Raw genomic sequence first — 12,552 nt, 5'->3', positions numbered from 1 at the left:
GTTATTCCTCGCTTTCTATCAAACTATAAATATATTCTGCCTGCTCAAATGGATCAGGAAATGTTAAATCGGCTGGCTTGAAATGAAATGCTGTAGGAACTGTCTTATTGTGTTCCTTGCATCTTCTGTTGAGCCTTCCAAGGTTTCCTGCCCTTCGTGTCAGTTCCTCCAGAAATCTTGTCTGTGTTTCTTCGTCAATTATCTGTGGGTAATAGTCTGTTCCCAGATACTTCTTGTTAGAAAGCATTCTCTTTACTGAGGCATGGTTCATCCTAAAACCTGCTTCTTTAGCTGCATTAATAAGTGACTTGCCTTCAAAATAGTATCTGTAGGTTGCCCTTATTTGTTCTGCAGCCGTTTCATCAACTACAGCACAACCGTCAACTATTTTGTACCCTACTGGTATGTGTGCCATTTCAATCAATCCTTTCTTTTAGCTTTAAGCCGCACTTAAATTCAAATTCAACTTTATCCCTTGACAGCACTTTTACCTTTTCTATAAATCTTTCAAATAGGGATTCTTCCCATTCAGTAAAAGGTTTTGCATCGTTAAGGAAATCGACTAATTCTTTTAAAGCCTGCTCCATGGTATATCCGGCATCATCCATTCTGAATAATAAATCTCTTTTGGCTACCAGATGATCATATTCCATAGTCAGTTTATTATGAGCCTCGGCAAATACAGGTCTTTCGAGATACCCATTGGTCATCAGCGTACTCAACTGCTTTCTCTGTTCTTCATTGCTCTTCATTTCCTTTTCGATATCTTCCACACTGTTTGCGTTCTTTTTAGAATAATTTGTTGTAATGGAAATAAGGAGCGGTTTCAAGACCATGTCGTTTCCAAATACCAGCTTGTTCATCATGGTAAGGAAGGCTCTCTTTAAATCATCATCACGAATAAATTTCATTGAACAGGATTTCGAATCTTCCAAGTGACCGCCACAGCACCAGGCATTGTAGCTTTTGCCGTGTGAAGTGTAGTGGTATCTTCTCTTAAATGATCTCCCGCACTCGCCACACTTAATTTTGCCTGACATGGCATATCTGTTCTGATACTTTGATGTATCCTCACTGCAGTTGCCTTTTTCAAGTCCTCTCTGTCTTATGGATTCTTTCGCCTTTTCAAAGGTATCCTTGTCAATGATAGGTTCGTGATGGTTTTCACAATAATACTGTTCTTCTTCGCCATAGTTTCTTTTTCTCTTGAAGGACGCATCTGTGATGGTCTTCTGAAAAAGGGCATCTCCTATGTACTTCTCATTTGTAAGAATGCCGTTAATCGTACCACCTGTCCACTTAGCCCCTTTCTTGGTAGGAACACCTTTTTCATTCAGTTCCTTTGCAATGATGTTGGTACTCTTTCCGACAAGGCATCCTGCAAAAATCTCTTTTACAACTTCTGCCTGTTCAGGAATAATCACCATCTCACCATCAACATTGGCATAGCCATAAGGCGGGTAGGAAATCACATAAGTACCGTTCTGGAACTTTTTCTTGATGCTCCACTTTTCATTCTCTGAAATGGAACGTGACTCGCTTTCTGCCATGCTGGCCAATATAGCAAGCATTAACTCGCTTTCCATAGAGCCTGTGTTTATATTTTCCTTTTCAAAAATAACATAGACTTCATAATTCAGAAGCTTTCTTACAAGTGCCAGGCAATCGGTAGTGTTTCTGCTGAATCTGCTGATGGATTTTGTGATAACAAGATCGATAAGACCTTTTTCACAGTCTTCCATAAGTCTTAACAGCCCATCTCTCTTTGCAGTCTTAGTACCACTGACACCGTCATCATAATAAATACCTGCGTATTCCCATTCACTGTTTGCTTTGATGTAACTCTCATAATGATTTTTCTGTGTATCAAGGCTGAGTTCCTGTTCATCACTATCAGTTGAAACTCTGCAGTATGCAGCCACCCTTGTCTTCTTAAAAATGGAGAAATCAACCTGATTGATTTTCGTTACATTCTTCACTTATATCACCTCGCTTTATCGTATGACATATTCCCGTAGAAACGCATATATATCAAGTCAATTACTGATAAATCTCGCATAGGTACGGAGAGAAAATAAGTCGATTTTTCTCCGATATTTTGTGTAATTCATCATCAGAAATAAGACCCTTTTCTGCCATCTTACGAACTATCCTTTCAGCGAGAATGAAGTCAAATTCCTTCTGCAATTCTTCCTGTGTAAACACCTTTGTGTCAGGCTTTGGTGCTGCTGCACCGTCTTCTAATTTTGTAATCTGCATAAAAAAGCACCTCCTACCATGTAGCCTTGGCAGGAGGCTGAAAAGGACGTTTTCATTAATCTTTTTTATAAAACTGGCATTCATAGCCGTCAGCACGAAGAAGCAGACCCTCCGCCCAGTGTGGAGTTCTTCCCATCTGCTCACACACAGCATCAAGGGACATATCCTTTCTGCACTCGATGATGACTTCATCATGCACATGAGCAACGATATTACAGTTTCTTAAAGTCTGCATTGCATACATGAGAATATCCCTGGCAATTGCCTGTGTGATGTTTTCACAGAACTTGGGACCATAGCTTTCAAGCCTTTCCCATTTCTTTGTACCACCAACACCCTCATAGGTAACAGACTCACCACCGAACTGATTCACACCCATCTTGGGTTTTACATATGCAAGTCTTCTGCCGGAAGGAAGAACGATAAAAAGAAATCCACTCTCATACATAAATCGTATGCCGTGAGTTTCTGTTGTGATTCTTTTCTTCACTGTTTCCTTCACGCAGCTATCAATATCCCACCACAGCATTGTGATGGCAGGATTTGAATTTCTCCACGCATAGACAAGTGGCTGGAGTTCCTCTTCGGCAAGACCCATTTCAATAGCACCCATAGCTTTTAATGCTCCAACAGATCCGCCATAGCCAAGTGCTAATTCAGCAATCTTGCCCTTCTGTCTTAAATGACCGTTAACACCATGCTTTTCAACAGGAACGCCAAACATCTGTGATGCACTGCTGCAATAGATATCCCTGCCTTCTTCAAATACCTTGATTCGCCATTTCTCGCCAGCAAGCCACGCAAGGACTCTCGCTTCAATGGCAGAAAAGTCAGCAACGATGAATTTGTTATCTCCCTGTGGCACAAAGGCTGTACGGATAAGCTGTGACAAGGTATCCGGGATATCATCATATAAAAGTTCAAGTGCATCAAAGTTGCCTGTACGAACTAACCCTCTAGCTTCGGCAAGGTCTGTCATATGGTTCTGAGGGAGGTTTTGTAGCTGCACCAGTCTTCCGGCAAACCTACCCGTTCTGTTGGCACCGTAAAACTGAAACATTCCTCTTACTCTGTTATCTTCGCACACGGCATTTTCCATAGCCGTATATTTCTTAACACTGCTTTTTGCAAGCTGCTGACGAAGAGATAAGACATCAACAAGATGTTTAGGAGCATCTTTCATCATCTCTGCCACCGCCTTCTTGCCAAGGCTATCTGTTTCAAGTCCATTCTCTGAAAGCCAGTTCTTCATCTGCTGTACAGAATTCGGATTTTCAAGACCCGTAAGTTCCTGCATCTGTTTTGTGAGTGCCGTCTTGCTCTTTTCATCAAATTCTATCGCATTCTTAACAAAAGCCATATCAACACCGATTCCTCGGTCATTGATTTCCTGGTCTAAATGATACTCGTCCCAGATGCTTTCGCTTACCGGAAAACGGGATAGTTTCTGCTGGATACCCATTTCTGTTTCAACATCTCGAAGGTTGTATGCCTTAAACTGCGTCCACTTCTCCAGATCGTGATATGGCATATTTCTTGTTCTGCCACCGTTTACCTTGGTTGGGGAACAGGGAACACAGAAGTATTTGATGAGATTTTTACCTTCTGAAAGTTTCTGTTTTTCAAGTCCAAGAACGGCACCTACTCCTTCAAGGGATAATGGAAGTCCAAGAGTTGCCGCCCAAACAAGAGTGCAATGCCATGACACAGGATCAAGACAATATCCCCCTAGAGATACACCTAAATCCCTTAAATACCTGGATAGACAGATTCTTTCAAACTGAGCATTGAAAGCCCATTTGATAACTGAATCATCTGTAAGTGCATCGATGATATCCTGTGGTATCGTTTCTCCCATTGCCAGGTCAACAACCTTGACCTCACTACCATCAACAGAGTATCCGAAAAGCAGAATCTCAAAGTCCTCGCTTTCTGCATAGCGATAGACTCCAGATTTTTGCAGACTCACACTTGAAAAAGTTTCAATATCTATACTGATTGATTTCACATTCTCACTTCCTTCCAATGTAAAACAGACGGCAGAGGATTGTCCTCCACCGCCTGCAAACTTTTATTCTTCAGTTTTCTCTTCAGCAGATTTCTTCTTTTTCTTACGCTTCTTAATGGAATCCTTGATAAGCCATATACCATTCATGATAGTACTTACAATGCCGTAGATACCAGCACCCATTAATAAGTAGAAAATGATAAGTACGTCAACCTGCTTTGCTAATTCATATAATTCGTTCATATCGTTTACCTCGTATATTCTTAATAGTCGCAGACGATGGTGTTTCACACCGCCTGCAGGAAGTTAATAGGTCTAATCAGATTAAGATAAGAAATCGTCATCTTCCTCAATGCTGAAATCATCAGTTGCAGAGCTACGACCACCAAGCGACTCTCCATCTCTGATTTTCTGAATATTACCAAGACCACAGGCAATCCCCTTATTACCATTGGAATTGAATGCATAGAAGTTAAGAGAAACTCTTGCATAGCAACCACTGTACACTTCATCACGGTCAAGGATAGGCTTTACGGCCTTATCAACAATCTGTGGTGCTGTCTTGCTGTTGGCATTGATGAACCAATGTCCGGCATAAGCCTCGTCCTCACGCTCTGTGTCACCGTCACGAAGAGGAAGCTTGATAGCTGCCTTGTTAGGCTTTTTGCCACCGAACTTTGCGATGCCTTCCTCAATAGCTGCATCAACCGCATTATTGATTGCCTTTACTGTTTCCTTATCATCCTTTGGAATAAGAACTGATACACTGTATCTTTCAGGACCGCCATTGATTGATACCGGGTCCCATCCGTGGAAATAAGAAAGTCTTGTGTTCTTGCCTGTGATAACCTTTGTTTTACTTACATTTGCCATAATCGTTAATCCTCCATTTTAAATTCGTTTTTAGCGTCTGATATATTCATTGCCTTTCTCTTATCCGAATTAGGTACAAGAGTCGGCTTTCCGGGTGGTTTGTAGATAAGGTCACCCAGTACCTTTTCAAATGTTGCCTTACCCATCAGTTTCTGCATCTCTGTAAGAGTGATGAGCGACTTTCGGTAAATATCCTTATAGCCTGCCTCCTTGGCTGCTTTGGCAACTTCAATCTCGTCCTTGTACTTACGGACGGAGCGTCCTTCCACAACCTTGAATCCGTTCCACTGCTTGCCGTGGTTTACTGCCGATTCGGTAGCATAAGCCATAATCTCATTTGCCCACTTTGTAAGATCAGGAATAATCGTTAATACCTCTTCGATTTCACTGTCTGTAAGAAGTGGAGGAAGTTTGAACTCTTCCTGTGCTAGTTTCAGTTTTTCTTCTGCTCTTGCTCTACATCTGACTGCTGCCCTGCAGAAGGTACACCATTCACCAGGACAATATTCGCCCTCGCCATTCATAGCCATTTCAGCCTTTGGCTTTAATACTTCTTCTGCCCAGGTCTTCAGTTCATCAACTGGGATTGTCCAGGTACTCACATTCTCTCTGCGAGGCTGGAAGATGGACATCGATACTTCCTTGATGTCATATAAGCTGTCATAGATGGCAAGGGCACCGAGTGCATAGCATTTCATCTGTGGATTGTCTGTTGCATCTACCAGAACTCCCATGCCGTACTTGAAATCAATGATGTGAAGCTTATCGTCTGAAACAATCACGCAGTCTGCTGTACCATAACCATCTGGAACATATTCAGAAAAGTCTACGTGTTGTTCTATCAGCACCAATGGATCCTTGCAATTCTGTTTTGCAATATCAAGCTGTTCCAAGACGAAGTCCACATATGCATCTGTGTGTTCCTGCATTTCATCACTGTCATAGGATGATACAGGTCTTTTACTTCTCATGCGGAGCGCCTTCTTAAGCTTGTGTTCGCACCATGCGTGAGCAGCTGTTCCTTCTTCTGCTGCCTGGCTTGTCTTGTTTTCAAACTCTGACTCAAGACTTGCACTTGGTGTACAGTTGAGCCATCTGTGAGAACTTGAAGGTGAGAGGAATGCGTGTTTACTCATTTCCAAGCACCTCCGCCTCTTTGATGATTGCTTCATAGTTGCTAGGGTCGATGTCGGATAACTTGCTGCCTCCGAACTTTGCAATCAGACCCTTAACTTCTGATGTGAGTCCGTTCTGGCTCTTCTCTGCAAGAACTCCTCTAACATCTTCAAGTTTGTAAACCTTGGCTTTTTCCTTCTTAGGCTTTGAAGTCTTTTCAGGAATCTGTTCTACAGGCTGTGATTCAGTTACTTCTACAGATTTCATATCCGCAAGAACATCTGCTACCACCTGAAGACTATCTGCCAGGTTACGAACACAAGTGATGACACCACCAACAGCGTCAAGTAATTCTGTTACTTTGTTCATGGTCTACCTCCTTCCGTAATTTTTGTGATGGCAAGTTCCTCGATTGCATCACCAGGAACAAGAATCATGATCTTCTGCTTTCTGCCAAAGAGCATACGCAGGAATCGTTCTCTCATGCTGATGCTTTTACAAGAGACCATGCCGTTTCGTTGTGGCTTGTCTGAAACACTAATGTGAAGATTATGTTTCATCGCTGCACCTCCGTTTCCGAGAGATTTGTTTCTCTCTAACTGTTAGCCTTGGGAAGATGTTCTAAAGGACGTTTTTGAAAACTATTTTATTTTTCCTTTTTCCTTGTTTTTCTCTTCCTAACTAGTAGCCTTGGGAATGGCATCAAAAGGACGCATTTTGCAAAAAAAATAGAGCCTGTCCACACTCCGAAGAATGCAGACAGACTCATGTCTATGTTACCTATATTATTTTAGAAGTTCATTGACTCTTTTTTGCACAGCATTGTAATCATATCCTGCGGCAGTGAGACGATTTTTTCTTTCAGCTCCGTCACCCCAATTTCCACGAATAACTTCTCGTGCAAGCTCATCTACCGTTTTGGTACTTGAGGTAGTAGAACCTACGATTCTTCCGTTTTCATCAAAGACAAAGTATCCTGGATTTGATGCAGCACATCTCTTTGCATTATCAAGGGACTTGAATGCACCTTTCTGTGATTTTGCATCATTCCAGGATTTTCTGACTCTATATAGTCCACTTGCAGTTGTTCCGCCAGAAGAAGAACCACCAAGCTGTGCAGTGACCTTTGATGCAAGATCACCAAGTCTTGAGTAAAGCCAATCTCCCGGACAGGATTTATTGGCAAACCATCTGTGAACTGTAAGTACCATCTCATCAGATTTTGGTGAGTAATTCAGAGTCTTATTTTTATCCCCAAGCCAGATAAGTTTCTTCTTTCCGTTACGTTTACAGATATCTACGCAAAGCTTAATAAGAGTTGCGTACACAGTGCTGTTCATAGTATATGGATGTTTAGTATCGGATGCACATTCAATAGTCACTGCTCTCTGATCGTTCGCATTAGATGAAGAACACCAAGAACGATTCTTTTCTTCCACATACATTCCGACTCTTCCATCGGAGCCAATGCCATAATTGCAACTTGCTTGTCTGGAAGTCGGCGCAAAGATATTTCCTAAAGTTTCCACAGAACACTGACCCACTACGCAGTGGGGTGTAATTCTGTCGATGGAATGTGTTCTATGTCCTGAATGATTTGGACTGAGTTTTGTGTAAGATACTAGTTTTGAATTTGTGTAAGCCATGTTAGTTTTCCTCCTTTGTGCTTCGATCGTGAAGCTGTTCTAATACAACTTTGATTTTTTCAGGGATTGGAAGTCCCAGATGTGCGGCATTTTCAAGTAAGCTGACGCCTTCATTGGAAATGTAGAAAAAGATGACTGCTGTTCTAAGTGCACTGCCAGAACCGATAACATGAATATCGAGAATGTTTGCAATGCCCACCAGCAAGAAAATCAGCACTTTTCTACAGATGCCTTTGAAACCCACTTCACTGGAAAGCGTATGATTGCTGATGGCACACATGACACCAGTGATGTAGTCAATGACCACAAAAGCGATGAGTGCATAAAGCAAGCCATCACAGCCTCCTAAGAAGTAACCAAGCCAACCACCAACACCGGCAAAAATAAGTTGAATTGTGTTCCAAAATTCCTTCATAGTAAATTCCTCTCTTTCTTTAAAAATTGATATGAAAAAAGCACCTCCGAAGAGATGCTTGATTCCAATATTAAGTCATTCCAATAACATGGAAATTTACAATATAGCTTTTTCCGGCTATCGCAGAGCCTCTTGCTATTTCAAAGGTCCCGGTTGATGTTGTAGATGCATCTTTACAATCACCTGGCACCATCAGAATCGCACCGGCCCAATTCGCAGTCAGATTTGCAGTAACAACTGGGGCAGATTTGAACGCAAAAGGAAAAGAAATATCTAATGCATCCAATCTTCCGGAGGTATATAAACCGCCCCAGACGTTTGTAACATTGGTGGTTATGGTCTTTCTGCACCAGCATTCTGCAATTCCACTTTTCCATTTACGATAAGTCCAAATACCACTGGTGCCTTGAGAGATGACAAAATCAGATTCTACAGAACCTTTTTTCTTAATACTCCAAGAGGAGGCTATTTCAAAGCAACTGTCTGTTTCAGATACTTTTCCAATTGCCACACCTTTACCGCCACTTTTGAAATCCATCACCACCGCTGCAGTAGAAACAATATCCTGAGCCGAAATTGTACAGAAGGCATCCGTCAATGAATATTTGACATCATAGGTACTTTCTGTAGATATCTTGCCGTTTCCAAATGTGAAAGGTGTATCTGAATGAAAAGATACTCCACCGCTCGTCCAATTTGCATCAGAGTTTTTCTTGTAGAACTGAGAACAGCTCAGTGTATTTTTTTCGCCACATGACGAATAGCCAAAAGATACAACTCCACGGATATATGTTCCATCATCATTTAGCGTTCCATTACTCAATGCCCTTTGAGAAACAACGGAATTTATATATGGTGGAGAATAAGCCACAACAGATATGGATGTTGTTTTGGCATCTGATATTCGCCCTCTGGAGTCTGTAACTGTGGCAGTAAATGTAATCGTTCCAGAAGTATTCAAGAATCCTGTTGTAAGCGTGTCTGCTGTTCCTGAATATCCACCTCCACTAATACTGTAAGATTTAACACTTGATCCATAACTTCCAGCAGCACCTGTTATTTGGATGGCTGCTTTAGATTTTGTCTGAACATATATCCCCCATGATGAAGGCACATCTCCATTTATTCTGGTCACTGACAGATTACCGATAGTGGGTTTTACCGAAGATGGAACTGTAAGTGTATGAGTACAAGTTTTAGAACCAACCTTTGTAGAACCACTATAGGTATCGCATGTAATCGTGCAAGTACCTGAAACAGCTGATGGAATCTGACTTGCCAGTGAAACAGGCGGAGTCCATGACACAGAAGTCGATGAAGTCTTTGAGACTATCGTTCCCGATGCATTTCCAAATTTATAAGTTAAGGTATGCGTAAAGGAAGAAGATGCCCTGCTTAACGTAATGGTTGCAGCACTTCCCATGTTAACATTTGATGCTTTTACTGACGAGGCTCTTGGAATAGTATTTAACGTATGCGTACCACTAGCCGTTACATTTACTGCATAAGTATAAACACCCGCCTGACAGCTCAGACTGAATGATTTTGTACCATCTGCATTATGTGCAATAGTTATCGTTCCAGATGCAACAGTCGTTCCATTGTACAATTGGATACGGCTGTCAGTTGAAGTTGAGTATACCGTTTTGCCATTGATGACTGCCTTAAAGCCACCTGACTTTACCCATCCTCCACCAGAACCGGAACCTTTTAATGCCCATGATATAGTCGATGTATTTTTCTCTACACTTTGACTGGATAAAGACCAAGAAAGTGTAACTGAACGCCCTTGATATTCATTTGTTGTAATACTTCCGCTTGATGCCATTAAAAATCATCCTCCTTTTACGATACAGGACCCCTCCACTTGATTGAAAGGTTACCGTTAGTTCTTGGAATAAAATCAAACCATCCTCTGGCATCATTTCCCAAGGACAGTTTGTTTCGAATTTCTGCATTTGTAATAACCAAGCTCTGATTCGAGATGTATGCAATCTTTTGACCGTTTTCTTTGAATGCCAGTTCTTCATTGGAGAGTTCAGCAGTGAATGCATTTCCGACTTTACCAAGTTCAATCAATGCTCCTTTGAATCGGATATACTCCTCCAAAAGTTCCTGGTTCGTTGCCACATTATTTTTAATCTCATCAGTAATAGCAGTGAAATCCATACGAATCTCACTGCTGTTTTGTGTAATGCTGGTTTGAAAATCCTGTTGAATTTTCTCTATATCTGATTTTTCTATATAGGTATCCTTTACCGAACTCAATATCTCATTAGATGTTTTGGTGATTTCAGAGTAACACTCATGCACCTGAACCTTCAGTGTTTCCACATCATCCAACGCATCTTCATACGCCGCAACACTCTGAAAGGTGTGCTGGCAGGAAGTCAAAAGTGCCACTTTTCACACCTCCCATCATTTTGAAACATCACACTGCAAGGTCATGATGCTGTCGATATCAGCTGCGGATAAATAGATGACCTTACCAGTCTTGTCAAAGGTCTTTTCTTTGCCGTCTTTATCCTGTGCATACCAGGTGTAGGTAAGACTCTGCTTTTCCGTTGCATTTGCCCAGGCAGATCCGTTGTATTTCATCAAAGTTACCGTCTTTGCATTGTGATCGACCTTGTACCAGAAAGCTCCGCTTGCGGGACTGGATGGTGCTGTTTCGCTGATGTTTCCAAGCAGTGCATCTACTTCCTTCTGATTGGTACGAACAATAATATACGGAACCACACCGCCAAGGTTATTTTTGACGGTATAACCACCGATAGAAAGCATCTCCGACACATACGGATCTGACTTATCTTCTACAGTGATCACATCTACATAGGTTTTTCCACCATAGGTCATGGTGCATCGATAAGACTGAATATTGATGATATCCGATCCACTGACAGTCAACGTACTTGTTGTTGCTCCGCTGATATTTGTCCATTTACCATCAGCATATTTTGCCCACTGATAGGTGGCAGCTGTGATCGCCGTTGTTCCACTGTAGGCAGAAGTGGCAAGCTGAATACTGCCGGACTGATTTTGCACAATTGTTCCGTTTGGAGCATAGACGGAAAAGACAATAGCGTTAGCACCATTACTTCCTGCTTTCGACTTTGTCCAAGTAAATATCTTTGTGACTGTCTTTCCTGAAATGGTAAATGTCAGTGTAATATTTCCATTCAATGTCGATTCACTTCCAAGGTCTGAAGATGCAGCTACGGCAAGTTCCAGTTTACCTGTTGCACTGGCTGTTGAAGCAGTATTGGTCTTGACTGTAATTCCTGTAGGCAGTGTTCCCACCGCACAGGTACAAGCAGTCTGCGTAATACCAACATATCCGGTAAACGGAATACTAATCGTGCTTGCAGCAGATGTTTTTCCTTGTGAAGTACAAGCAATCGTCTGTGCCTCATTTCCAAGGACAACCGAAAGACCTCCTGTTCCGGCTGAACCAGGATTACCTTTATCACCTTTTGCCCCATCATAAATCTTGCTGATGGTAAGCGTGTCATATACGTCATTCTCTGAAGTAGTGACTCTGATCTGTGCCACATTATTTACAAAAACACTGTGTGTAGGCTTTACCACCAAAGTTCCGCCAGTGATGGAAGTATTGTCGGAAGTAGTCGGATAATCTGCCCACACTCCACTGCTGTTCTTATACTGCCATTTGCTGACGGTTACACCCTGCACCTGTACCGTAAGAGTTGCCTGCGATGCACCAACTAAAGCCTGTGAAGTGTCATACTTAAATACATAGGTATCACTGCTTACTGTACACAACTTTGCATTTTCTGCATTCTTTACCAGGGTATAGGTAATATCAGCTGTGATGTTAATCGTGTTCTTTGTTTCAGAATCGTAGTAACTGATATAGCAAATATAGGTAATCATCCCAGATGAAGATGCTGACAGCTTATTCTGATTTACTGTCAAAACTCCATTTTTAACAGTTTCACCATTTGTCAGTACCGTCTCAGATGCCACCCCATCTTTTCTCTTCCATGAAATCGTCACTCCACTTGCTGTTGGAGATACATTGGTCTGATCCAAGAAAAGAACAGGAGTTAATACAAGATTTGTGCTTGCCCAGTTTGGTGCATAAGTATGTGGCAGAACATTCGGATCTTCACTCTGAGTCTTTGGAAGATTAGATGTGATATATGCTGACAGCTTTCTTTGGTCTGTGATATCCACGAATGTCTGCTGACTGGATGTTAAAATTGTAGCCATTG

Annotated in this window: 14 protein-coding genes; all 14 read right to left on the bottom strand. The window is 41.8% G+C overall.

Features of this window, described 5'->3' with window-relative positions; all coding sequences use genetic code 11:
* Window position 1: 1 nt before the first annotated feature.
* The 14 genes from ACFOZZ_RS10000 to ACFOZZ_RS09935 all read right to left on the bottom strand — a co-directional run bounded on the left by ACFOZZ_RS10000 (window position 2) and on the right by ACFOZZ_RS09935 (window position 12,550).
* Window positions 2–415 (bottom strand): recombinase family protein, encoded by a 414-nt coding sequence (locus ACFOZZ_RS10000; RefSeq protein WP_234756820.1) that lies wholly within the window; start codon window positions 413–415, stop codon window positions 2–4.
* A 1-nt stretch (window position 416) separates the two neighbouring features.
* Window positions 417–1,979, bottom strand: coding sequence for a recombinase family protein (locus ACFOZZ_RS09995; protein ID WP_376815166.1), 1,563 nt, complete (start codon window positions 1,977–1,979; stop codon window positions 417–419).
* A gap of 61 nt (window positions 1,980–2,040) precedes the next feature.
* Window positions 2,041–2,259 (bottom strand): SHOCT domain-containing protein, encoded by a 219-nt coding sequence (locus ACFOZZ_RS09990; protein WP_022059219.1) that lies wholly within the window; start codon window positions 2,257–2,259, stop codon window positions 2,041–2,043.
* Between the two features lie 55 nt (window positions 2,260–2,314).
* Entirely contained in the window at window positions 2,315–4,267 is a 1,953-nt protein-coding gene (locus tag ACFOZZ_RS09985; protein ID WP_369067346.1) for a DNA polymerase, read from the bottom strand.
* Window positions 4,268–4,330: 63 nt separating this feature from the next.
* Window positions 4,331–4,510 carry a hypothetical protein gene (locus ACFOZZ_RS09980; protein ID WP_117445744.1) on the bottom strand — a complete coding sequence of 60 codons (180 nt, stop codon included), beginning with the start codon at window positions 4,508–4,510 and terminating at the stop codon, window positions 4,331–4,333.
* 81 nt (window positions 4,511–4,591) lie between these two features.
* Window positions 4,592–5,140, bottom strand: coding sequence for a DUF2815 family protein (locus ACFOZZ_RS09975; protein ID WP_234756814.1), 549 nt, complete (start codon window positions 5,138–5,140; stop codon window positions 4,592–4,594).
* 5 nt (window positions 5,141–5,145) lie between these two features.
* Window positions 5,146–6,276: a DUF2800 domain-containing protein gene (locus tag ACFOZZ_RS09970; protein ID WP_376815164.1), complete on the bottom strand. Its 1,131-nt coding sequence runs from the start codon at window positions 6,274–6,276 to the stop codon at window positions 5,146–5,148.
* Entirely contained in the window at window positions 6,269–6,625 is a 357-nt protein-coding gene (locus ACFOZZ_RS09965; protein WP_234756810.1) for an rRNA biogenesis protein rrp5, read from the bottom strand. Before ACFOZZ_RS09965 ends, ACFOZZ_RS09970 begins: the two co-directional genes overlap by 8 nt.
* Window positions 6,622–6,816, bottom strand: coding sequence for a hypothetical protein (locus ACFOZZ_RS09960; protein WP_234756808.1), 195 nt, complete (start codon window positions 6,814–6,816; stop codon window positions 6,622–6,624). The genes ACFOZZ_RS09965 and ACFOZZ_RS09960 overlap by 4 nt, the downstream gene beginning before the upstream one ends.
* Window positions 6,817–7,041: 225 nt before the next feature.
* Window positions 7,042–7,902, bottom strand: coding sequence for an N-acetylmuramoyl-L-alanine amidase (locus ACFOZZ_RS09955; RefSeq protein WP_234756805.1), 861 nt, complete (start codon window positions 7,900–7,902; stop codon window positions 7,042–7,044).
* Window position 7,903: 1 nt separating this feature from the next.
* Window positions 7,904–8,317 carry a phage holin family protein gene (locus tag ACFOZZ_RS09950; protein WP_234756803.1) on the bottom strand — a complete coding sequence of 138 codons (414 nt, stop codon included), beginning with the start codon at window positions 8,315–8,317 and terminating at the stop codon, window positions 7,904–7,906.
* A 70-nt stretch (window positions 8,318–8,387) separates the two neighbouring features.
* A complete protein-coding gene (locus tag ACFOZZ_RS09945; protein WP_234756801.1) occupies window positions 8,388–10,145 on the bottom strand; it encodes a DUF859 family phage minor structural protein in 1,758 nt (585 codons plus the stop codon).
* Between the two features lie 17 nt (window positions 10,146–10,162).
* Window positions 10,163–10,720, bottom strand: coding sequence for a hypothetical protein (locus ACFOZZ_RS09940; protein WP_234756799.1), 558 nt, complete (start codon window positions 10,718–10,720; stop codon window positions 10,163–10,165).
* Window positions 10,721–10,735: 15 nt separating this feature from the next.
* A complete protein-coding gene (locus tag ACFOZZ_RS09935; protein WP_234756795.1) occupies window positions 10,736–12,550 on the bottom strand; it encodes a hypothetical protein in 1,815 nt (604 codons plus the stop codon).
* Window positions 12,551–12,552: the final 2 nt, after the last annotated feature.

This window comes from Catenibacterium sp. GCM10023432 (genome assembly GCF_042651925.1).
Lineage (GTDB): Bacteria > Bacillota_I > Bacilli_A > Erysipelotrichales > Coprobacillaceae > Catenibacterium > Catenibacterium mitsuoka.
This window is presented reverse-complemented; position numbering and strand designations above follow the sequence as displayed.

Coding starts and splice junctions, on each gene's coding strand:
- ACFOZZ_RS09935 (WP_234756795.1), bottom strand. CDS start 12,550: ATGGCTACAATTTTAACATCCAGTCAGCAGACATTCGTGGATATCACA.
- ACFOZZ_RS09975 (WP_234756814.1), bottom strand. CDS start 5,140: ATGGCAAATGTAAGTAAAACAAAGGTTATCACAGGCAAGAACACAAGA.
- ACFOZZ_RS09960 (WP_234756808.1), bottom strand. CDS start 6,816: ATGAAACATAATCTTCACATTAGTGTTTCAGACAAGCCACAACGAAAC.
- ACFOZZ_RS10000 (WP_234756820.1), bottom strand. CDS start 415: ATGGCACACATACCAGTAGGGTACAAAATAGTTGACGGTTGTGCTGTA.
- ACFOZZ_RS09955 (WP_234756805.1), bottom strand. CDS start 7,902: ATGGCTTACACAAATTCAAAACTAGTATCTTACACAAAACTCAGTCCA.
- ACFOZZ_RS09965 (WP_234756810.1), bottom strand. CDS start 6,625: ATGAACAAAGTAACAGAATTACTTGACGCTGTTGGTGGTGTCATCACT.
- ACFOZZ_RS09970 (WP_376815164.1), bottom strand. CDS start 6,276: ATGAGTAAACACGCATTCCTCTCACCTTCAAGTTCTCACAGATGGCTC.
- ACFOZZ_RS09945 (WP_234756801.1), bottom strand. CDS start 10,145: ATGGCATCAAGCGGAAGTATTACAACAAATGAATATCAAGGGCGTTCA.
- ACFOZZ_RS09990 (WP_022059219.1), bottom strand. CDS start 2,259: ATGCAGATTACAAAATTAGAAGACGGTGCAGCAGCACCAAAGCCTGAC.
- ACFOZZ_RS09980 (WP_117445744.1), bottom strand. CDS start 4,510: ATGAACGAATTATATGAATTAGCAAAGCAGGTTGACGTACTTATCATT.
- ACFOZZ_RS09950 (WP_234756803.1), bottom strand. CDS start 8,317: ATGAAGGAATTTTGGAACACAATTCAACTTATTTTTGCCGGTGTTGGT.